Origin of the sequence: Pseudomonas sp. DC3200b2 (assembly GCF_049895785.1) — a bacterium.
Classification (GTDB): domain Bacteria; phylum Pseudomonadota; class Gammaproteobacteria; order Pseudomonadales; family Pseudomonadaceae; genus Aquipseudomonas; species Aquipseudomonas massiliensis.
Map to the genome: position 1 here is coordinate 1 of NZ_JAFCTA010000007.1, position 21,128 is coordinate 21,128.

Here is a 21,128-nt window from a genome sequence, read left to right on the forward strand (position 1 = left end):
TCGCCGATGGTAGTGTGGGGCTTCCCCATGTGAGAGTAGGTCATCGTCAAGATTCATTCCCAAAACCCCTGGTCGCCCTGCGATCAGGGGTTTTGTCTTTTGCGGGTCTGAAACGGCACGCGTCGAGCCGCAGGCTTCAAGGAAACAGTCTCAGGTCCCGCGCGTATTGCTCGAAGCCTTGACCAAGAGCCAACCAGCCCTTGGTGAGGCAGTTCGTGCTCAAGTCACAGTTCAGTTGCCACTGTACTCGCAGCCGCTGGTGCAGGTCTCGTGTATGCGAACCTTGCTCAACTCAGGTAGAAGAGGCTTGAGTTCGTCCCAGATCCATACTGCGAGATTCTCGCTGGTTGGGTTTTCCAGACCAGGAATCTCGTTCAGGTAGTTATGGTCGAGACGGTCGTAGATGGGTTTGAAAATCGCCTTGATCTCGGAGAAGTCACGAATCCAGCCTGTATGAGGGTCAACAGGCCCGGATAGATGAATGCCGACCTTGAATGAGTGGCCGTGCAGGCGCCCGCACTTATGGCCTTCAGGGACGTTCGGCAACTTATGCGCCGATTCGAAGGTGAACTCTTTAAAAATTTCCACGCGCTAGACACCCAGCAAAAAGACAATGCGCCATCTTACCAGTATCCAGATACTCCGGCGCAGGCTGCTGGATTCAGCCTGGTTTAAGGGCGATGTCCTAAAGTCAGGGGAAGCACGCTGCCATCCAGGCAGCGATCCGGCTCCCCTTAAGCAGCCGAGGCGAACCCTTGGAGGAGTGAAGATGTCTGTGCTGCGTGCAGCAGGTTGGATGTTGGCGATGTTCGCCTCGACCGGCCTTGTGGCTCGAGACTTGAACCAGGATGAAGCACTTCAATTACGCCAGTCAGGTGCCATCCTGCCCTTGGAGTCACTGCTGGATAAAGCCTTGGCGGGGTACCCTGGTGGTGTCCTGCTCGAGGCGGAACTGGAGCAGGAGCACGCTGGGTATCGATATGAATTCGAGATCCTGCTGCCGGACGGGCGAGTCCGGGAGCTTGAATTCAACGCGGTGACCGGTGACCTGCTTGAAGATAAGGACGATGACTGAATGCGGTTGCTATTGGTGGAAGATTCGGTCCCCTTGGCTGATGAGTTGCTTGCACTCCTGAAGAAGCAAGGGTATGCGGTGGACTGGCTGAGCGACGGCCGAGATGCCCTGGCGCAAGGCCAGACCGAACCTTATGATTGCGCGATCCTGGACTTGGGCTTGCCTGGGATACCGGGCTTGCAAGTCCTTTCAGGCTGGCGGGCCCACGGCTCGACCCTGCCTGTGCTCGTACTGACAGCCCGAGGTTCCTGGGCGGAACGGATCGAGGGGCTAAAGGCCGGCGCAGATGATTACCTCAATAAACCCTTCCATCCCGAAGAGCTTCTGCTGCGGTTGCAGTCTCTGGTTCGACGCTCCAAAGGGGTAGCGAATCAGCCCCGATTGCAAGCCGGTGGCCTGACGCTGGACGAAGCCACGCAGTCGGTTTCGACCCCCAGCGGCCCGGTCAACCTGAAGGCCGCCGAGTTTCGGCTGCTGCGCTACTTCATGCTGCATCCGGGGCAGATACTTTCCAAAAGCCGCCTGGCCGATCACTTGTATGATGGAGAGACCGAGCGCAATTCCAACGTGCTAGAAGTCCACGTCAACCATCTGCGCGCCAAGCTAGGGCGAGAGATCATCGAAACCCGGCGCGGGCAAGGCTACTGCTTTGGCTGCCCGAGAGAATGAGGTCGTTACAGGCACGGCTCAGTATCGGGTTGCTTGGCGTGCTAGCGCTTGGGGGGCTGGCTTTCGCCCAGGCGGGATTATGGCTCTTCGAGAAAGGGATCGAGGGCTACCTGGCGAACAATCTGCGTAGCCAGAGCGAAACCTTGCTGCTTGCCCTGGTACGGCAGCAAGGCGAGATAGGGCTGCTGGAAGAGCGCGCCCTGCCGGCCTATCAGCGCGCGTTTTCCGGTTACTACTACGAAATAAACCTGCCGGGACACCAATTGCGTTCGCGTTCGCTTTGGGATGCCCAGTTTCCCGCGCTTGCCCAGCCCGGGCTTTCACGGGCGCCTGGTCCTGACAATCAAGAGTTGATCCTGCTGCGCTCGGACTACCGACGACTCGGATCTTCCATCTCTATCACGGTGGGCCAGGATTACACTCCGATACATGAAAGCTTCGACCGTGTGCGCTATTGGGGGGGCGCCGTGGGTGTGACGTTGCTGGTCCTGTTGCTTGGCTTGCAGCGCTGGATGCTCAAGCGCGCGTTGCGGCCGCTCGAGATGACGCGTATCCAGCTGGCGCAGCTTCAGCGCGGGGAGCGTAATCAGTTGCAGCTTGCCGCCCCTTCGGAATTGGCCCCCTTGATCGACCAGATCAATCATCTACAGGCCCATACCGAAGATAGCCTGCATAAAGCCCGTACGGCCCTGGGTAACATGGGGCATGCCCTGAAGACCCCATTAGCCGTGCTCTTCAGCCAGGTCAATGGGCCGCGTCTGGAGGCCCACCCCGATTTGCGTGCCGTCTTGCTCGAACAACTTGGCCAGGTACAAGCGCGGCTCGACAAGGAGTTGAGTCGCGCGCGCCTGGCTGGGGAGGCGCTACCTGGGGTACCTTTCGATTGCGACGCCGAATTACCAGGGCTGTTCGCCACATTGCAGGCCATTCATGGCAACCACCTGAGCATGAAATGGATAAGTCCACCCGCGTTGGTATTGCCCTGGGACAGGGAAGATGTCCTGGAGATGCTGGGTAACCTGTTGGACAATGCCTGCAAATGGGGTGATAGCCAGGTCTGCCTGACGCTTTCAGCCAATCCCGAGGGCTACAGTATCGAGGTCGAAGACGACGGGCCAGGTATCGCTCCAGCGGCACGGGAGCAGGTGTTGGCTCGAGGAGAGCGTCTGGATGAAGCCGCCATGGGGCATGGTCTGGGCCTGGGCATCGTGCGCGATATCGTCGATGCCTGCCATGGGCGCCTCGTTCTGGGCAGCAGCGCCTCAGGAGGCCTGCGAGTAAGCGTGACCCTACCGAACCGTTACAGGGCTCAACTTTGAACGCCACCGGCCGATAAGGCAGATATTCATTCTCTGCCCGTGAGATTCGCCATGCGCCTTAGCTTGAAAGGCAAGGTCCTGTCCGTCGCCATCGTTCCCGTGCTCCTGTTCGCCCTGATCATCAGCCTGTTCACCCTCTACATCCTTCGCCAGCAAGCGGCGCAGGAAGTGCAGGAAACCCGAGAGCGGTACTTGCAAGATGCGCGTACCTCGCTGCAGAACTTCGTTGCCATTGCACTGGGGACGGTCAAGCCTGTGTACGACGCCGCGATGCCAGGCGATCCCGCCCCGCGTGCTCAGGTCATCCAGATGCTGTCCCAGGTCACCTATGGCACCGATGGCTATTTCTTCGGTTACGACGGCCAGGCGGTACGGCTGTTCAAAGGCAACAGCAGCGAAGGTGTCGGCAAAAGCTTCATCGACGCCAAAGACCCCAACGGTGTCTACGTCAACCGCGAACTGGTCAATGTCGGCAAGAGCGGTACTCACTTCGTGAATTACTCCTCGACCCTGCCCGGTACTCAGCAGCTGGTGCCCAAGCTGGCCTACTCCGAATATTTGCCCAAGTGGGACATGGTCATTGGCACCGCGGTGAATCTTGATGGAATCGACGCCCAGCTCGAGCAGGTGCGCGAGGCGGTACACCTTCGTACCCTCGACCTGCTGATGAGCATCGTCGGCATCGCCGTAGTGCTGCTGGCCATCATCGCGGTGGTCGGCTTGCTGCTGGCACGCAATATTCTTCGTCCTCTGTTGTTGATGAAGCAAAGCCTGGATGACATCGCCGCCGGTGAAGGTGACCTTACGCGTCGGCTGCCGGTTACCAGCCAGGATGAACTCGGCGCCCTGGCAGGCTCATTCAACCGTTTCGCCGAGAAAATCCATGGGCTGGTACGCCAGATCGCTGACATGACCGGCCAACTGACCGGTTTGGTCAGCGATGTAGCGGACCAGGCTCAGCGTTCGGAGCGCGCCATGGAGCGCCAGCGGCAGGAAACCGACCAGGTGGCCACCGCGGTGAATGAAATGTCCGGCGCGGCCCAGGAAGTGGCCCGCAGTGCCCAGGGCGCGGCGACCGCCGCCCTGGAGACCGATGAGGAAGGCCGCCAGGCCAAGGTGGTGGTCGATAGCAGCGTTGCGCAGATCCATTCGCTGATCGCGGACATCCAGCTCAGCGGCAACTCGCTGGACACCTTGCAGAACGAAGTTCGTTCCATCGTCAGTGTGCTAGGGGTGATCCGCTCCATTGCCGAGCAAACCAACCTGCTGGCTTTGAACGCGGCCATCGAGGCGGCGCGCGCTGGCGAGGCAGGCCGCGGCTTTGCCGTAGTGGCTGACGAAGTGCGCGCTCTGGCGAGCCGGACCCAGCAAAGCACCCAGGAAATCCAGGGCATGATCGACCGCCTGGAAAAAGGCACCCGCGATGCGGTGGAAGCTATGCGGCGTTCCAGCGAAGCCGGGGAGGGTACCAGCACCCGCGCCAACGAGGCCGGTCGTTCACTGGACGCGATGGGGCATCTTATTGCAACCATCAGCAACATGAATGCCCAGATCGCCACCGCCGCCGAAGAGCAGACCGCGGTCGTCGAGGAGATCAACCGCAGCGTGCATCAGATCGCCGGCGCGGTGGATCAGGTGGCTGACGAAACCCGCCAGGGTGCTGAAACCGCGCGTCAGCTGGCGGCGCTGGGCCAAGGCTTGGGTCGACTGGTCTCGCAATTCCGCATCTGACAGCGAGTTCCACGGCACTTACCGTGCCGTTGCGGGCCTAAGCAGCAGGCGCTCCAGACGGGGCGCCCTGCTTGCCACGACGGAACGCGCATGAACGAAAACACACTGCAATACAAGACGCTGCTGGTTTTGCTTGTATTGGTCACCCTCGCTTTCATCTGGATCCTCCTGCCGTATTACGGGGCGGTCTTCTGGGCCATCATCCTGGGTATTCTTTTCGCGCCACTGCAGCGCAAACTGATCCAAAGGTACAAGTGGCCTCGCAATGTTACCTCCGTGATCACCCTGGCCATCTGTGTGGTGGTCGCCGTGTTGCCAGTGATCATCATCAGCGCGCTGTTGGTACAGGAGGGTACCGCGCTATACAAAGCCGTCCAGAACGGAGAGATCGACGTTGCCAGCTATGTCACCCATTTCAAGCATGCCTTGCCCAGCGGCGCTCAGAGCCTGCTTGACCGCATGGGCATGGGTAACCTGGACAGCCTGCGGGAAAAAGTGGCAGCCAGGGCCATGCAAGGTAGCGAGGCGCTGACCTCGCAGGCCTTCAGCTTCGGGCAGGGCACGCTCGATTTCATCGTCAGTTTCGGGGTGATGCTTTACCTTGTGTTTTTCTTTCTGCGCGATGGGCCCGAACTGGTGCGCAAGATGCGCCTGGCGGTGCCATTGGCCGAGCCGCAGAAGCGCCGCCTGCAGCTCAAGTTCACCCGGGTGGTACGCGCCACAGTCAAGGGCAACATGCTGGTTGCCGTGTCTCAAGGCGCCCTGGGCGGGTTGATCTTCTGGATTCTCGATATCCCCAGCGCCCTGCTGTGGGCAGTGTTGATGGCATTTCTTTCATTATTGCCGGCCGTAGGTGCTGGGGTAGTATGGGCGCCGGTAGCGGCCTACTTCATGCTCGACGGCGAGATGTGGCGCGGCGTGGTGCTCACCCTCTACGGGGTGTTCGTCATTGGTCTGGTGGACAACGTGCTGCGCCCTATCCTGGTCGGCAAGGACACCAAGCTCCCGGATTACCTGGTGCTGATCTCCACCCTGGGAGGCTTGGCCGTTTTCGGGCTCAACGGCTTTGTGATCGGCCCGCTGATCGCTGCATTGTTCGTCTCCACCTGGAGCATCTTCGTCGGCGACCGCCCCGCTGTACAGTTGCCCCCCGACCTGCCTCGGTAATTGCGTTAAGAGCCTATCGAACGCCCCGCCGCGGGCGGATGTTTCGATAGGTTCACACGAGCGTTACCGATGCCAGATCCCATACCCCTGAAGGACCACGACAAAGAACAGCGCCTGGTCAACGGGCGGCTGGTCGCCTGCGCTGTACTGATACTTGGGTTGGCCCTTGCGCTGATCGCCCGTCTGTATTTCCTTCAGGTAGTCCAATACGACTATCACTCGACCATTTCCGAAAACAACCGAGTGCATGTGCTGCCGATCCCGCCTGAGCGCGGCCTGATCTACGATCGCAACGGCGTGGTGCTGGCCAACAACCGTCCCAGCTTCAACCTCACATTGACCCGCGAGCGGGCCGGCGATACACCAGCGGTGCTGGATCAACTCGCTAAAATCCTGCACCTGCCTGAAGAGCAACGCCACGAGTTCGATAAAGACCTACGCCGTGCGAGGCATCCCTTCGAACCGGTCACCCTCATGTATGAGCTGACCGAGGATCAGATCGCGCTGATCGCGGTCAATCAGTTCCTGCTACCCGGCATCGACGTAGAGGCACAGTTCGTTCGTGAATATCCCTTGGGCGAAGAGTTCGCGCATTCGCTCGGCTACGTAGGCCGCATCAACGAGAAGGAAGCCAAGGTATTGGACCCGGTGGAATACCGGGGCACGCAGTCGGTGGGCAAAACGGGGGTGGAACGCTTCTATGAAAGCGTATTGCATGGGCATGTCGGCTTCGAGGAAGTAGAAACCAACGCGCAAGGCAGAGTAATGCGCGTTTTGCGCCATACCGACCCGGTAGCCGGCAAGAACATTACCCTGACCCTGGATGCGAACCTGCAACTGGCGGCCGAGAAAGCCCTGAACGGGCGGCGGGGCGCGATAGTGGCGCTGGATCCGCAGAATGGGGATGTCTTGGCCATGGTCAGCGAGCCGAGCTTTGACCCCAACCTGTTCGTGACGGGGATCAGCTACAAAGAATACACGGCCCTGCGCGACTCCATCGACCGGCCCTTATTCAATCGCGTTTTACGGGGGCTCTATGCGCCAGGCTCCACCATAAAACCGGAGGTCGCCATCGCTGGCCTGGACAGCGGAGTGATCACCCCAGGCACCCGCGTATTCGACCCCGGCTACTATGAATTGCCAAACTACGACCACAAATACCGCAACTGGAACCGCAGCGGTGACGGTTGGGTCGATCTGTACGCGGCCATCATGCGCTCGAACGACACCTATTTCTACGAAACGGCACATCGTCTTGGCATCGACCGGTTGCACGATTATCTCAGCCGCTTCGGCATTGGGCAGAAAGTATCCTTGGACATGTTCGAGGAAGCGCCAGGCTTGATGCCGTCTGAGCAATGGAAGCGTGCCACGCGGCGGCAGCCCTGGTTCCCGGGAGAAACCCTCATTCTTGGCATTGGGCAGGGGTACATGCAGGTCACGCCCTTGCAACTGGCCCAGGCCACGTCCCTGATCGCCAGCAAGGGGGTATGGCATCGCCCGCACCTGGCCGAAAGTGTAGGCGGCGAGCCGCCCGTCGATAGCAATCCCATGCCCAATATCGTGCTCCGTGACCCAGGCGAGTGGGAGCAAGTGAACCGAGGCATGCAGGCGGTACTGCACGACCCTCGCGGCATCGCACGGCAGTCCGCCGTCGGCGCGCAATATCGCATTGCTGGCAAGAGCGGTACCGCACAGGTGGTAGCGATACGCCAGGGGGAGCGCTATAACCGGGAGAAAACCTTGGAGCGAAACCGCGACAACGCCTTATTCGTTGGCTTCGCCCCGGCGGAAAACCCCAAGATAGTCGTGGCTGTAATGATCGAAAACGGTGAAGCCGGCGGGCGCGTGGCAGGCCCGGTGGTACGTGAGGTTCTGGACGCCTGGCTGCTCGATCAAAACGGTCATCTAAAGCCTCAGTACGCGAGCCCCACACCGCCAGCCAGGCCGCCAGCGACCTGAACCTGGCCGGCGGTCCGGGCGGGTAGATCCAGTGCTTCGATCAAACCCTTCGAATCAACTTGTTTTTAACCTGTCCCAGGCTATGCGAAGTTGATGAGCCGTGTCATGTCGACGCGGCGACACAAGGGAGCATCATCGTGGCTAAAGTTCTTGTTCTGTATTACTCCTCCTATGGGCATATCGAAACCATGGCCAACGCCATCGCTGAAGGTGCGCGCGCTGCTGGCGCCAGCGTCGATGTGAAGCGGGTACCGGAGACCGCTCCGGAGGAAGTGGCAAAGGCCGCCCATTTCAAGCTTGACCAGGCGGCCCCCATCGCTACGGTCCAAGATCTGGCCAACTATGACGCGATCATTCTCGGCAGCCCGACGCGGTTCGGCCGGGTCAGCAGCCAGATGGCAGCCTTTCTCGACCAGGCCGGGGGGCTCTGGGCAAAGGGCGTTCTGAATGGGAAAGTCGGCGCGGCCTTCACCTCCACAGCCAGCCAGCATGGCGGCCAGGAAACCACGCTGTTTTCGCTCATCACGAACCTGTTGCACTTCGGCATGGTCATTGTGGGACTGCCTTATAGCCACCAAGGCCAAATGACCATGGACGAGATCGTCGGCGGCGCGCCCTACGGCGCCACGACTATCGCCAGCGGCGATGGCAGCCGGCAGCCGAGCGAAATCGAGCTGGCCGGTGCCCGTCATCAAGGGGAACTGGTCGCCCGGACCGCGGCCAAGCTTTTCAGCTAAACGGCCAGCAGCCAGGGGCTTGAGCATGTATTCACACATCATTGTGGGGGCTCGTGACCTGAAGCGCCTGGTCGCGTTTTACGACCAAGTGTTGCCTCGAATAGGCCTGGTCCCCATGCCCGAGGAACAAGACGGTGGTCCGGCTGGAAAGGGCTGGCAGCTACCGGGCAAGCGTTGGCCACAGTTTTTCGTGCAGGAGCCGTTCAATGGCCAGCCGGCGTCTCCCGGTAACGGTCACCAGGTCAGCTTCGCCTGTGGCACCCGCGAGCAGGTCGATGCCGCCTGGGCCGTGGCTCTGGCCAATGGGGCCAGTGACGAGGGGGCGCCCGGCCTGCGCGCTCGCTATGCGCCCGACTACTACGGCGCCTACTGCCGGGACCCTGAGGGTAACAAGCTTTGTTTCGTGCATGCGGATGGGCTATGACCCTCTTGTATGGTCCCTGACCACTGCCCCCATAAAAAAACCCGCGTGAGCGGGTTTTTTTATGGCCAAGGTATCAGCCCATCAGATGCAGGCCCGCATGCTGCACCAGGTCCACCAGCGGCTGTGGATAGACACCGAGCACGAATGCCAGAATGGCGATGGCAAGCAACATGACGCCACCCGTACGCTGTTCCCAGTTGAGCGGCGCGTCTTGGCGCGGAATGCTCGATTCGCGCAGGTACATGGTGACCATGACACGCAGGTAGTAGAACAGGCCGATGGCGCTCCCAAGGACCAATGCGCCGACTTGCCACCACAGGCCGGATTCCACGCCTGCAGCCATGATGTAGAACTTGCCGATGAAACCTGCGGTGAGCGGGATGCCGGCCAGGGAAAGCATCATCACGGTCAGCACGGCGGTGAGGTAGGGGCGTCGCCAGAACAGCCCGCGGTATTCGAAGAGTGCGTCGGCGTCGCGCCCCTTGAAGGGCGAGGACATCAGCGTGATCACGCCGAAGGCGCCCAGGCTGGTGATGACATAGGTGGCCAAGTAGACACCGATGGCTTCCAGGGCCAGGCCCTTGCTTGCCACCAGGGCAATCAGAAGGTAGCCGAAGTGGGCGATGGAAGAGTAACCCAGCAGCCGCTTGAGGTTGCTCTGGTTCAGGGCGAGCAAGTTACCCACCACAATGGAGGCGATGGCGATCAGGCTCAGGATATTGTTCAACACGCCACTGCTCGCGGCGGGCGAGAGCTGGAACAGACGCACGATCACGGCAAAGACGGCCACCTTGCTGGCGGTCGCCAGGAAGGCAGCTACCGGAGCGGGAGCACCTTCGTAGACGTCCGGAGTCCACAGGTGGAAGGGCACCAGGGACAGCTTGAACGCCAGGCCTACCAGCATCATGCCCAGGCCCAGCTGCGCCATCATGCTCGGCATGCCGGTGGCGGCCAGGGCCGCGCCGATTCCGCTGAAGCTCAACGTACCGGCATCGGCATACAGCAGCGCCATGCCGAACAGGAGAAACGCCGAGCCGGCCGCCGATAGCACCATGTACTTGATGCCTGCTTCCAGGGAGCGCTTGTTGAAGTAGGCATAGGCCACCAGGCCGTATACCGGCACAGACAGCAGCTCCAGCCCGATGAACAGCGAGGCCAGCTGCTGGGCGCACACCAGAACCATCCCGCCTGCCGCGGCCAGTAGGATGAGCAGGTACAGCTCTTCGCGGTTACCCGGATAACCGGCCCCGGCGTCGCCCAGGTAAGCGTGGGCGAGGGTGACGCAGGCCAGAGTGGCGATGAGGATCAGCGCCATGTACAGGCAAGCGAAGTCATCCACTTGCAACAGGCTGGTGACGCTAAGGGGAGTCACCTTGAGCACTGGCAGAATCGACAGCAACGCCAGGTTCAACCCTGCGCAGGACAACAGGAAGGTTTGGGAGTGGTTGCGGCGCCAGGCGATGGCCAGCATCACCACCACGATGGTGACGCTGGTGATCAGCAGCGGCGCCAATGCCAGAAAGTGTTGAGAGGTCAGTTCCATTGCAGGTTACCGGGCCGATGCAAGTTGAGAGAAAGCCGAGCCGAACCAGTGCTGGACGCCCGCCATGGTCGCGGCCGAGGTGTCCAGAATGGGTTGCGGATACACACCCAGCAGCACCAGCAGCACCGCCAGCAGCAGGATCATGGCGAGTTCGCGGCCATCCATGCCGTGTAGCACGGTATCGGACTTGGCCGGCCCGAAATAGGCGCGGTGAATCATGATCAGCGCGTAGACCGAGCCTACCACCAGGCCAAAGGTCGCGATGGTGGTAACCCAGGGCGCCACGGCGAAGCTGCCCAGCAGGATCAGGAATTCGCCCACGAAGTTGCCCGTACCGGGCAGCCCCAGGGACGCGGCCGCGAAGAACAGGCTGATTGCGGGAAGGTAGGCGATACGTGACCACAGGCCACCCATTTCCCGCATGTCCCGAGTGTGCAGGCGCTCGTACAGTTGGCCACTGAGGATGAACAGCGCGGCGGCGGACAAGCCGTGCGCAACCATCTGCACCACGGCGCCCTGGAGTGCTTCGACGCTGCCGGAATAGATGCCGATCAACACGAAGCCCATGTGCGACACGCTGGAATAGGCGATCAGACGCTTGATATCGGTCTGGGCGAAGGCGAGGAAGGCACCGTAGAAGATACCGACCAAGCCCAGGCCCATGGCGATGGGCGCGAATTCGGCCGAGGCATTGGGGAACAATGGCAAGGCGAAGCGTAGCAGGCCATAAGCCGCGGTTTTCAGCAGGATACCGGCCAGGTCCACGGAACCGGCGGTCGGCGCCTGGGCATGAGCGTCTGGCAGCCAGGAGTGCACCGGAACCACGGGCAGCTTGACCGCGAACGCGATGAAGAAGCCCAGCATCAACAGATACTCGGTGCCGGCGGGCAGGTGCGCCTTGAGCAGGTCCGAATAGTTGAAGGTGATGACACCGGTATGGTTGTAGTTCACCAGCACCAGCGCCAGGATCGCCACCAACATGATCAGGCCGCTGGCCTGGGTGAAGATGAAGAACTTGGTGGCCGCGTAGATCCGGGTACGTTTGCCATCTGCCGAGCTATGGCCCCAGAGCGCGATGAGGAAGTACATCGGCACCAGCATCATTTCCCAGAAGAAGAAGAACAGGAACAGGTCCAGCGCCAGGAACACGCCGATGACCCCTCCCAGGATCCACATCAGGTTCAGGTGGAAAAAGCCCACATGGCGCTGGATTTCTTTCCAGGAGCAGAGCACCGAGAGCACACCGAGCAGGCCGGTCAGCAGGATCATCAGCAACGACAGGCCGTCCAGGGCCAGGTGCACGCTGATGCCGAAACGCGGAATCCACGCCCACTTGAATTCGACAGCCCAGACCGGGTCGGCGCCTGGCGCCGGCGCCAGGGAGTAGTCCCCTTGGGTCCAGAGCCAAAGCCCCAGTGCCAGCTCCAGGGACATGGTCAGCAGCGCGATCCAGCGGGGGAGGGTGGCGCTCGAGCGCTCAGCCATCCAGCACAGAAGGCCGCCGATGAAGGGAATCAGGATCAGCCAAGGCAGAATCATGACGAGGTCGTTTCCTTTCGCAAAGTCGCAAGGTTCATAGTCAGGCAGCCATCACTACAGCACCCAGCACCACGACGGCGCCGAAGGCGAGGGAAGCGGCATACCAGCGCAGCTGGCCGTTCTCGGTACGGCTCATGACGGAGTGCCCGCCCTTGACCAGCCGAGGAACCAGGCCAATGCCGCGGTCCATTGGATCCCTGCGCAACACGTGGCTGATCCACAGATAGGGTTTGACGAACAGCTTGTCGTAGATCCAGTCGAAGCCCCAGGCCGCGAACCACCAGGCCGAGAGCAGACGGCCGGGGCCGCTGTTGGCGATGGCGGTGGCGACACGGCGCTTGCCCAGGAAGAGCAACGCCGACAGCAGGATGCCTGCCAGGGCGATGGCGCCCGAGGCGATCTCCAGGCTGTGCTTGGCTTCACCCCCGGCGTGGCCGGCGCTTTCCGGCAACACACCGGCCAGCGGTGGGTGAATCCAGGCGCCGACGAAGGTGGAAAGTACCAGCAGCACGCCTAGCGGCAACCAGTGGGAAATGCCATGACCGGCATGCGCCTCGGTCTTCGCTTCGCCGTGGAAGGCGATGAAGATCAGGCGGAAGGTATAGAGCGACGTCATGAACGCGCCTACCAGGCCAGCGTACAGCAAGCCGGTATGGCCACTGGCGAAGGCTTCCCAGAGGATCTCGTCCTTGGAATAGAAGCCGGCCGTCAGGATAGGCAAGGCCGCAAGGGCCGCGCCACCGACGATGAAGCTCGCGTAGGCCAGTGGCAGCTTCTTCCAGAGCCCGCCCATCTTGAAGATGTTTTGCTCGTGATGGCAGGCAACGATCACCGCACCCGATGCCAGGAACAGCAGTGCCTTGAAGAAGGCGTGAGTCATCAGGTGGAAGATGGCGCCTTCCCAGGCACCCACGCCCAGGGCAAGGAACATGTAGCCGATCTGGCTCATGGTCGAATAGGCCAGGATGCGCTTGATGTCCGTCTGCACCAGCGCGGCAAAGCCAGCCAGCACCAGAGTGACGCCGCCGACGATGCCTACCAGGTGCAGGATATCCGGCGCCAGGGTGAACAGGCCGTGGGTACGGGCGATCAGGTAGACGCCCGCGGTCACCATGGTCGCGGCGTGGATCAGCGCCGAAACCGGCGTTGGGCCAGCCATGGCGTCCGCCAGCCAGGTCTGCAGGGGCAACTGGGCGGATTTGCCCACTGCGCCACCGAGCAGCATGAGGGTCGCCAGAACGATCCAGAAATCACCGACCTTGAAATGCTCAGGCGCGCGTACCAGCAACTCCTGGATGTTCAGGGTGCCCAGCTGGTGGAACAGAATGAACATGCCGATGGCCATGAACACGTCGCCGATGCGGGTGACGATGAAGGCCTTGAGGGCGGCGTTGCCGTTGTTGCGGTTACCGTAGTAGAAGCCGATCAGCAGATAGCTGCACAGGCCCACGCCTTCCCAACCGAAGTAAATGAACAGCAGGTTGTCGCCCAGGATCAGGAACAGCATGCTGGCAATGAACAGGTTGGTGTAGGAGAAGAAGCGCGAGTAGCCTTCTTCGCCGCGCATGTACCAGGAAGCGAACAGGTGGATCAGGAAGCCCACGCCCACCACCACACCCAGCATGGTCAGCGAGAGGCCGTCCAGGTAAAGGGTGAAGCTCGGCTTGAAGGTGCCGACGGAAATCCAGGTCCAGAGCACCTGGGTGAAGACACCGCCCGGCGGGGGCACCATGTTGAACTGCCAGATCACATAGGCCGCCACCAGGGCGGAAAGGCCGATGGAGCCGACGCCGATGAGCGCGGAGGTATTTTCCGATAGGCGACCGCGGGAAAACGACAGCAGCAGGTAGCCGATCAGGGGGAAGACGAAAGTCAGGAAGAGTAGGTTCATCCGCGCATCTCACTGGCAGCGTCGATATCGAGCGTATGGAAGCGGCGATACAGCTGGATCAGGATCGCCAGGCCAATGCTGGCCTCGGCGGCCGCGAGGGTGATCACCAGGATGAACATGATCTGCCCATCCGGTTGGGCCCAGCGGCTGCCCGCCACGATGAAGGCCAGCGCAGAGGCATTCATCATGATTTCCAGGCTCATCAGCACGAAAAGAATGTTGCGGCGAACCAGCAGGCCGACCAGGCCGAGGACGAAGAGTACCCCGGCGACGGCCAGCCCGTGTTCGAGAGGAATGGCTGGCATGGGTTACTCCTTCGCCTCGTTGCGGCCAATGTGGAAGGCGGTGATGGCTGCGGCGAGCAGCAGCATCGAGGCCAGTTCCACCGCCAGCAGGTAGGGGCCGAACAGGCTGATGCCGACGGCCTTGGGACCGATGGTGGTTTCACCGACCGGGATATCGCCCGGGCCGGAGAACAGCACGTACATCAGCTCGAGCAGCAGGAGCGCGGCCAGCAGCATGGGGCCCGCCCAGATGCCCGGCTTGAACCATTCCCGCTCCTGGTGCGCCGAGGCCGTGCCCAGGTTGAGCATCATCACCACGAACACGAACAACACCATGATGGCGCCGGCGTAGGCGATCACTTCCAGTACCCCGGCGAAGGGTGCGCCCAGGGCGAAGAAGGTCATGGCCACGGCGATCAGGGAGATGATCAGGTAGAGCAGGGCGTGCACCGGGTTAGTGCCGGTAATGACCCTGAGGGTCGCCAGCACCGCAACGCCGGAGGCGAAATAGAACGCGAATTCCATCTTTCTTCCTTAAGGCAGCAGGCTTTTCACGTTGATCGGCTCGGCTTCGTTCTGCGCGGCGCCTTTCGGCTTGCCGGCCACGGCCATGCCCGCGACGCGATAGAAGTTATAGTCCGGATTCTTGCCGGGGCCGGAAATCAGCAGGTCATGCTTCTCGTAGACCAGGTCCTGGCGCTTGTAGTCCGCCATTTCGAAGTCAGGCGTCAGCTGGATCGCCGTGGTCGGGCAGGCTTCCTCGCACAGGCCACAGAAGATGCAGCGGGAGAAGTTGATGCGGAAGAACTCGGGGTACCAGCGGCCGTCGTCCGTCTCAGCCTTCTGCAGCGAGATGCAACCCACCGGGCAGGCGACCGCGCACAGGTTGCAAGCCACGCAGCGCTCTTCGCCGTCAGGGTCACGGGTCAGCACGATGCGGCCCCGGTAGCGAGGCGTGAGATACACCGGCTCCTCGGGGTATTGAAGCGTGTCACGCTTGCGGAAGCCATGACCGAAAATCATGATCAGGCTGCGCAGCTGGGTGTAGGTGCCATGGACCACATGGCCGATATATTTGAACATGTCTCGTCCTCAAGCACCGGCCGGCGTGTTCAACAACACGATGGCGGCCGTCACCAGCAAATTGATCAGGGTCAGCGGAAGGCAGAACTTCCAGCTGAAGTCCATCACCTGGTCATAGCGTGGGCGTGGAATCGATGCCCGCAGCAGAATGAACAGCATGATGAAGAAACAGGTCTTGAGGGCGAACCACAGGAAAGGCACCTGCGGCAGAATGTCGAACGGGCCGTGCCAGCCGCCGAAGAACAGCGTGACGAGCAGGGCGGAGATCAACACGATGCCGATGTATTCGCCTACGAAGAACATGCCCCATTTCATGCCGGCATACTCGATGTGGTAACCGTCGGCCAGTTCCTGCTCCGCTTCCGGCTGGTCGAAGGGGTGACGGTGCGTCACGGCCACGCCAGCGATGAAGAAGGTGCAGAAGCCGAAGAACTGCGGAATGATGAACCACAGGTTCTGAGCCTGGTATTCGACGATATCGCGCATGTTGAACGAGCCGGCCTGCACGATCACGCCCATCAGCGCCAGGCCCATGAACACCTCGTACGAGACGGTCTGGGCGGAGGCGCGCAAGCTTCCGAGCAGCGCGTACTTGTTGTTGCTCGACCAGCCGGCGAACAGCACCGCGTACACCGAGAGGCCCGCCATGGCGAAGAAGAAGAGCACGCCGATGTTCAGATCCGCGACGCCCCAGGTCGGAGTGATCGGTATCACCGAGAAGGCGATCAGCAAGGCGCTCATGGCCACCACTGGCGCCAGCGTGAAGATCACCCTGTCGACGAAGGGCGGGTTCCAGTCCTCCTTGAAAAACATCTTCAGCATGTCGGCGGCGATCTGGAACATGCCGAAGGGGCCGACGCGGTTCGGACCGTAGCGGTCCTGCCACCAGCCCAGCAGGCGCCGCTCGACGAAGCTGAGCAAGGCGCCGCAAACCACGACGGCGAGCAGAATGACGATGGATTTCACCACCGACACCAGCACATCGATCACTTCCGGTGTGAACCAGGTCATTGCGCTGCCTCCTGCAGGCTATCCACGGCTTGCCCGGCGAAGGCGGGCGGAATGCCTGCCAGGCCCTTTGGCAAGGCTACCAGGCCGGCGGCCAGCTGTTCGTCGATCCGCAGCGGCAAACGCAGGGACGTGCCGCCCAGGTTCAGGCTGACCAACGCACCTTCGTTGACACCAAGGCGATCGGCTTCCGCCTTTGCGACAGCCACATAGGCCGCCGGGATGCGGGATTGCACAGGCGCCGCGCGCGAGGAGGTTTCCTCGCTGCCGAACAGATGGAAGTAAGGAACGGCGGTCCAGGTACCACGGGCCGGGGCGAAGGCTGCCGGAATGCGATCGAACCAGGCCAGGTTATCGCCACGGCTCTCGATCAGGCGCACGCCCGGATCGCCCGCGCGTAGGTGGCCGCCGACCTCATCCTGAAACTTGTTCCAGGCTTGCGGGGAGTTCCAGCCCGGGGACCAGGCGAAGGGCACCTGCTGACGGGGCACGGCGCTGCCCGAGTACCCTTCCATGGAAAAGGCGAAGGGGGAGTCCACGTCCTGGCTGGTGCGCGGTTCATGCACGCTGATATTGGCGCGCATGGCGGTGCGGCCCGAATAGCGCAGCGGCTCGCGAGCCATTTTCTGACCCTTGATGCGGAAGGCCGCCGAGGGTGCCGCGTCGACGATGCCTGCCAACTGAGGCGCGGCGGCAGCGCAGGCGGCGGTGACCTGGTCCAGCTGGGTCCAATCCACCTTGCGCTCCAGTAGCGTCGAGCGCAGGGCATGAAGCCAGCGCCAGCCTTCGTGGACGAAGTTCTGCGGGTCCAGGTAATGTGGGTCGAATACCTGGAAGAAACGCTGGGCGCGCCCTTCCTGGCTGACCAGGGTACCGTCACCCTCGGCAAAACTGGCTGCGGGAAGAATCAGGTGCGCCCGGTCGGTGGTCGCGGTCTGCTGGTGATCGGCGACGATCACTACCTTGGCCGCGGCCAGGGCGGCATCGACCTTGGCCTTTGGAAGACGGCTGTAGAGGTCGTTTTCCAGGACCACCATGGCGTCGGCGCGGCCTTCGATCACGGCATCCAGGGCGGCGTCCAGAGAGCCGCCACCGAGCATGGCCAGGCCCAGGCTGTTGGCCTCGGGCACGATCAGGCTCAAGGAGCCGGCCTTGGCGCGCAGGGCCAGCGCCTTGGCAATGTTGGCGGCCGCTTCGATCAGTGCCGGGCAGGCCAGGGAAGTGCCGGCGACCACCAGTGGACGCTTGGCGGCGAGCAGCGCCTCGGCGATACGCTGCGCCAGGCCCAGGGCTTCGTTATCCAGGCCAGCCACGGCCGGGGCGCTGGCATCGATGGCATGGGCGACGGCGAAGCCGATGCGCGCCAGGTCCTCGGGCGCGGCGTGCACGCATTCCTCGGCCACGTCATCGAGACGGGTTTCGCTCAGGCTGGCGATGAACAGGGGATACAGTTCATGCTGGCCAATATTGTTCACGGCGGCGTTGAGCCATGGCTGCACGCGCATCGCTTCGGCCATGGCCTCGGCCTTGCCCTTGACGGACTGGCGCAGGGCCAGGGCCATGCGGGCGGCCGTCTGGGTCAGGTCCTCGCCCAGCACGAAGACGGCATCGTGGTCTTCCACTTCGCGCAGGCTCGGAATCGGAAGCGGGCTGTTGTTGAGCACGTCCAGCGCCAGGCGAATACGGCTCAGCTCGCCGGCTTCGATACCGGTGTGGTACCACTCGGCACCCACCAGTTCACGCAGCGCGAAGTTGCTTTCCAGGCTGGCGCGTGGCGAGCCTATCCCGACGATGGTGCGGCCACTGAGCAACTGCGCGGCCTTGTCCAGTGCGGCATCCACGCCAAGCATGGTGCGCTCCTGACCCAGCATCGGGTGCTTGGGGCGATCCTTGCGGTTGACGTAGCCGTAGCCGAAGCGGCCACGATCACACAGGAAATAATGGTTCACCGAGCCGTTGTAACGGTTCTCGATCCGGCGCAGCTCGCCGTAGCGCTCGCCGGGGCTGATGTTGCAACCGCTGGAGCAGCCGTGGCAGATGCTCGGCGCGAACTGCATGTCCCACTTGCGGTTGTAGCGCTCGGAGTGGGTCTTGTCGGTGAATACCCCGGTAGGGCAGACCTCGGTGAGGTTGCCGGAGAATTCACTCTCCAGCACGCCATCTTCGACCCGGCCGAAATAAACGTTGTCGTGGGCACCGTAGACGCCCAGGTCCGTGCCGCCGGCATAGTCCTTGTAGAAGCGCACGCAGCGGTAACAGGCGATGCAGCGGTTCATTTCATGGGCGATGAAAGGGCCGAGGTCCTGGTTCTGGTGGGTGCGCTTGGTGAAGCGGTACCGGCGCTCGTTGTGGCCGGTCATCACGGTCATATCCTGGAGGTGGCAGTGGCCACCTTCCTCGCAGACCGGGCAGTCATGGGGATGGTTGGTCATCAACCATTCCACCACGCTGGCGCGGAAGGCCTTGGATTCCTCGTCATCGATGGAGATCCAGGTGTTGTCCGCGGCCGGGGTCATGCACGACATCACGATGCGGCCGCGCTTGTCGTTTTCATCGTTGTACTGCTTTACCGCGCACTGGCGGCAGGCACCGACGCTCCCCAGCGCCGGGTGCCAGCAGAAATAGGGAATATCGAGGCCGAGGGACAGACAAGCCTGTAGCAGGTTGTCCGCGCCATCGACTTCGAGGGCTTTGCCGTCTACGTGGATAGTGGCCATGGTTCAAGGTTCTTCGTTGGCCCGGTCGCCCGGGCTTGGCTAATGGAAATCTTGTTCTATGCCTGGCGCTTGGCGTTCACAGGCAGCGGGCGGGGCAGGGCACCGCCCGGATCAAATCAGGCTCCCGTCGGTACAGGTCGTGGCTGGCCGAAGCCAAGGGCGGCGTTGGCCACGCTCACGGGGGCGATGCCGGCCTCGAATTCATCCCGGAAATACTTGATGGCGCTGCCCAGCGGTTCCACCGCGCCAGGCGCGTGGGCGCAGAAGGTCTTGCCGGGGCCGAGGAAGCCGACCAGGCCGAGCAGGGTCTCGATATCGCCCTGGGCGCCCTGGCCTTTCTCCAGCGCACGCAGCAGCTTCACCGACCACGGCAGGCCATCGCGGCAGGGCGTGCAGAAGCCACAGGATTCCCGCGCAAAGAACTCTTCCATGTTGCGCAGCAGGGATACCATGTTCACGGTATTGTCCACGGCCATGGCCAGGCCGGTACCCATGCGAGTGCCTACCTTGGCGATGCCGCCAGCGTACATTTGCGCTTCCAGGTGCTCTGGCAGGAGGAAGCCGGTGCCCGCGCCGCCTGGCTGCCAGCACTTGAGGGTGTAGCCGTCGCGCATGCCGCCAGCGTAGTCCTCGAACAGCTCCCGGGCGGTGACGCCGAAGGGCAGCTCCCATAGGCCGGGGTTTTTCACCTTGCCGGAGAAACCCATGAGCTTGGTGCCATGGTCCTCGCTGCCCTCGCGAGCCAGGCCCTTGTACCAATCGATGCCGTTGCCGACGATGGCCGGTACGTTGCACAGGGTTTCCACGTTGTTCACGCAGGTCGGCTTGCCCCAGACGCCCACGGCCGCGGGGAAGGGCGGCTTGGAGCGCGGGTTGGCGCGGCGGCCTTCCAGGGAGTTGATCAGCGCCGTTTCTTCGCCACAGATGTAGCGTCCGGCACCGGTATGCACGAACAGCTCGAAGTCGAAACCGCTGCCAAGAATATTCTTGCCCAGCAGGCCGGCCGCCTTGGCTTCCTCCACCGCGCGGTTCAGGTGGCGGGCCGCGGTGGTGTATTCGCCGCGCAGGAAGATGTAGCCCCGATAGGCCTTCAGGGCCCGGGCGCTGATCAGCATGCCTTCGATCAGCAGGTGAGGCTGCTGCTCCATGAGCATGCGGTCTTTCCAGGTGTTGGGCTCCATCTCATCCGCGTTGCATAGCAGGTAGCGGATGTTCATGGATTCATCCTTGGGCATCAGGCCCCACTTCACCCCGGTAGGGAAGCCGGCGCCGCCACGGCCCTTGAGGCCCGAATCCTTGACGGTCTGCACGATATCTTCTTGCGACATCTGCGCCAGGGCCTTGCGCGCGGCCGTGTAACCGTCCTTGCGCTGGTATTCTTCCAGCCACACTGGCTCGGCGTCGTCGCGCAGGCGCCAGGTGAGGGGATGGGTTTCCGGTGCGCGGGCAATGCGGTTGGCCGGGCCGAACGAGGTCAGGGTCATACGTAGGCCTCCAGCAGGCGGCTGACGCCGTCTGGCTTGACGTCGCCGAAAGTGTCGTCATCGATCATCAGGGCCGGCGCCTTGTCGCAGTTGCCCAGGCAGCACACTGGCAGCAAGGTGAAGCGGCCGTCGGCGGTGGTCTGCCCCAGGCCGATGCCCAGTTCCCGTTGGATCTGCGCGACCACGGATTCGTGCCCGCCGATGTAGCAGACCATGCTGTCGCAGACGCGAATGATGTGGCGCCCCACCGGCTGGCGGAAGATCTGGCTGTAGAAGGTGGCTACCCCTTCGACATCGCTGGCGGGGATGCCGAGGATCTCGCCGATGGCATACAGGGCGCCGTCAGGCACCCAGCCACGGGCCTTCTGAACGATCTTGAGCGCTTCGATGGACGCGGCGCGCGGGTCTTCATAGTGGTGCATCTCGTGCTCGATGGCCGAGCGCTCGGTTTCGCTGAGGACGAAACGGTCAGTCTGGATAAGCGTAGTGTTCATG

At 62.2% G+C, this 21,128-nt stretch carries 18 protein-coding genes and 2 pseudogenes; 9 read left to right on the forward strand and 11 right to left on the reverse strand.

Features of this window, described 5'->3' with window-relative positions; genetic code table 11:
* Window positions 1-231: 231 nt before the first annotated feature.
* A complete protein-coding gene (gene queD, locus ACP691_RS18570; protein WP_040263840.1) occupies window positions 232-588 on the reverse strand; it encodes a 6-carboxytetrahydropterin synthase QueD in 357 nt (118 codons plus the stop codon).
* Window positions 589-769: 181 nt separating this feature from the next.
* Here queD and ACP691_RS18575 point away from each other — a divergent pair, with 181 nt between their 5' ends.
* From ACP691_RS18575 to ACP691_RS18615, 9 genes and pseudogenes are all read left to right on the forward strand, one after another.
* Window positions 770-1,075, forward strand: a complete 306-nt coding sequence (locus ACP691_RS18575; protein WP_426153308.1) for a PepSY domain-containing protein — start codon at window positions 770-772, stop codon at window positions 1,073-1,075.
* Window positions 1,076-1,744, forward strand: a complete 669-nt coding sequence (locus tag ACP691_RS18580; protein WP_426153306.1) for a response regulator transcription factor — start codon at window positions 1,076-1,078, stop codon at window positions 1,742-1,744.
* Window positions 1,741-3,063: a sensor histidine kinase gene (locus ACP691_RS18585; RefSeq protein WP_426153304.1), complete on the forward strand. Its 1,323-nt coding sequence runs from the start codon at window positions 1,741-1,743 to the stop codon at window positions 3,061-3,063. Before ACP691_RS18580 ends, ACP691_RS18585 begins: the two co-directional genes overlap by 4 nt.
* A gap of 51 nt (window positions 3,064-3,114) precedes the next feature.
* Window positions 3,115-3,936 (forward strand): annotated as a pseudogene (locus tag ACP691_RS18590) (cache domain-containing protein); the annotation flags it as partial.
* A 345-nt stretch (window positions 3,937-4,281) separates the two neighbouring features.
* Window positions 4,282-4,794 (forward strand): annotated as a pseudogene (locus ACP691_RS18595) (methyl-accepting chemotaxis protein); the annotation flags it as partial.
* Between the two features lie 90 nt (window positions 4,795-4,884).
* Entirely contained in the window at window positions 4,885-5,961 is a 1,077-nt protein-coding gene (locus tag ACP691_RS18600; protein ID WP_426153302.1) for an AI-2E family transporter, read from the forward strand.
* A gap of 69 nt (window positions 5,962-6,030) precedes the next feature.
* Complete coding sequence (mrdA, locus tag ACP691_RS18605) at window positions 6,031-7,923, forward strand: penicillin-binding protein 2 (RefSeq protein ID WP_426153300.1); 1,893 nt, start codon at window positions 6,031-6,033, stop codon at window positions 7,921-7,923.
* Window positions 7,924-8,060: 137 nt separating this feature from the next.
* On the forward strand, window positions 8,061-8,660 hold the full coding sequence (gene wrbA / locus ACP691_RS18610) for an NAD(P)H:quinone oxidoreductase (RefSeq protein ID WP_426153298.1): 600 nt from the start codon (window positions 8,061-8,063) through the stop codon (window positions 8,658-8,660).
* 25 nt (window positions 8,661-8,685) lie between these two features.
* Window positions 8,686-9,084, forward strand: coding sequence for a VOC family protein (locus ACP691_RS18615; protein WP_426153296.1), 399 nt, complete (start codon window positions 8,686-8,688; stop codon window positions 9,082-9,084).
* Between the two features lie 73 nt (window positions 9,085-9,157).
* Here the strand turns inward: ACP691_RS18615 and nuoN are convergent, their stop codons facing one another.
* From nuoN to nuoE, 10 genes are all read right to left on the reverse strand, one after another.
* Entirely contained in the window at window positions 9,158-10,627 is a 1,470-nt protein-coding gene (nuoN, locus tag ACP691_RS18620; RefSeq protein ID WP_426153294.1) for an NADH-quinone oxidoreductase subunit NuoN, read from the reverse strand.
* A gap of 6 nt (window positions 10,628-10,633) precedes the next feature.
* Complete coding sequence (gene nuoM / locus ACP691_RS18625) at window positions 10,634-12,166, reverse strand: NADH-quinone oxidoreductase subunit M (protein WP_426153292.1); 1,533 nt, start codon at window positions 12,164-12,166, stop codon at window positions 10,634-10,636.
* Between the two features lie 40 nt (window positions 12,167-12,206).
* A complete protein-coding gene (gene nuoL / locus ACP691_RS18630; RefSeq protein ID WP_426153290.1) occupies window positions 12,207-14,057 on the reverse strand; it encodes an NADH-quinone oxidoreductase subunit L in 1,851 nt (616 codons plus the stop codon).
* Window positions 14,054-14,362 (reverse strand): NADH-quinone oxidoreductase subunit NuoK, encoded by a 309-nt coding sequence (gene nuoK, locus ACP691_RS18635; RefSeq protein WP_040263822.1) that lies wholly within the window; start codon window positions 14,360-14,362, stop codon window positions 14,054-14,056. Before nuoK ends, nuoL begins: the two co-directional genes overlap by 4 nt.
* A 3-nt stretch (window positions 14,363-14,365) precedes the next feature.
* Window positions 14,366-14,866, reverse strand: a complete 501-nt coding sequence (gene nuoJ, locus ACP691_RS18640) for an NADH-quinone oxidoreductase subunit J (protein WP_426153287.1) — start codon at window positions 14,864-14,866, stop codon at window positions 14,366-14,368.
* 9 nt (window positions 14,867-14,875) lie between these two features.
* The gene (gene nuoI, locus ACP691_RS18645; RefSeq protein ID WP_426153285.1) at window positions 14,876-15,424 is read right to left on the reverse strand and encodes an NADH-quinone oxidoreductase subunit NuoI; all 549 of its coding nucleotides are present in this window, start codon (window positions 15,422-15,424) and stop codon (window positions 14,876-14,878) included.
* Window positions 15,425-15,433: 9 nt separating this feature from the next.
* A complete protein-coding gene (nuoH, locus tag ACP691_RS18650) occupies window positions 15,434-16,435 on the reverse strand; it encodes an NADH-quinone oxidoreductase subunit NuoH (RefSeq protein ID WP_426153284.1) in 1,002 nt (333 codons plus the stop codon).
* Window positions 16,432-19,149: an NADH-quinone oxidoreductase subunit NuoG gene (nuoG, locus tag ACP691_RS18655; RefSeq protein WP_426153282.1), complete on the reverse strand. Its 2,718-nt coding sequence runs from the start codon at window positions 19,147-19,149 to the stop codon at window positions 16,432-16,434. The genes nuoH and nuoG overlap by 4 nt, the downstream gene beginning before the upstream one ends.
* Window positions 19,150-19,265: 116 nt before the next feature.
* A complete protein-coding gene (nuoF, locus tag ACP691_RS18660; RefSeq protein WP_040263811.1) occupies window positions 19,266-20,633 on the reverse strand; it encodes an NADH-quinone oxidoreductase subunit NuoF in 1,368 nt (455 codons plus the stop codon).
* Window positions 20,630-21,127, reverse strand: coding sequence for an NADH-quinone oxidoreductase subunit NuoE (gene nuoE / locus ACP691_RS18665; RefSeq protein WP_040263809.1), 498 nt, complete (start codon window positions 21,125-21,127; stop codon window positions 20,630-20,632). The genes nuoF and nuoE overlap by 4 nt, the downstream gene beginning before the upstream one ends.
* Window position 21,128 lies beyond the last annotated feature (1 nt).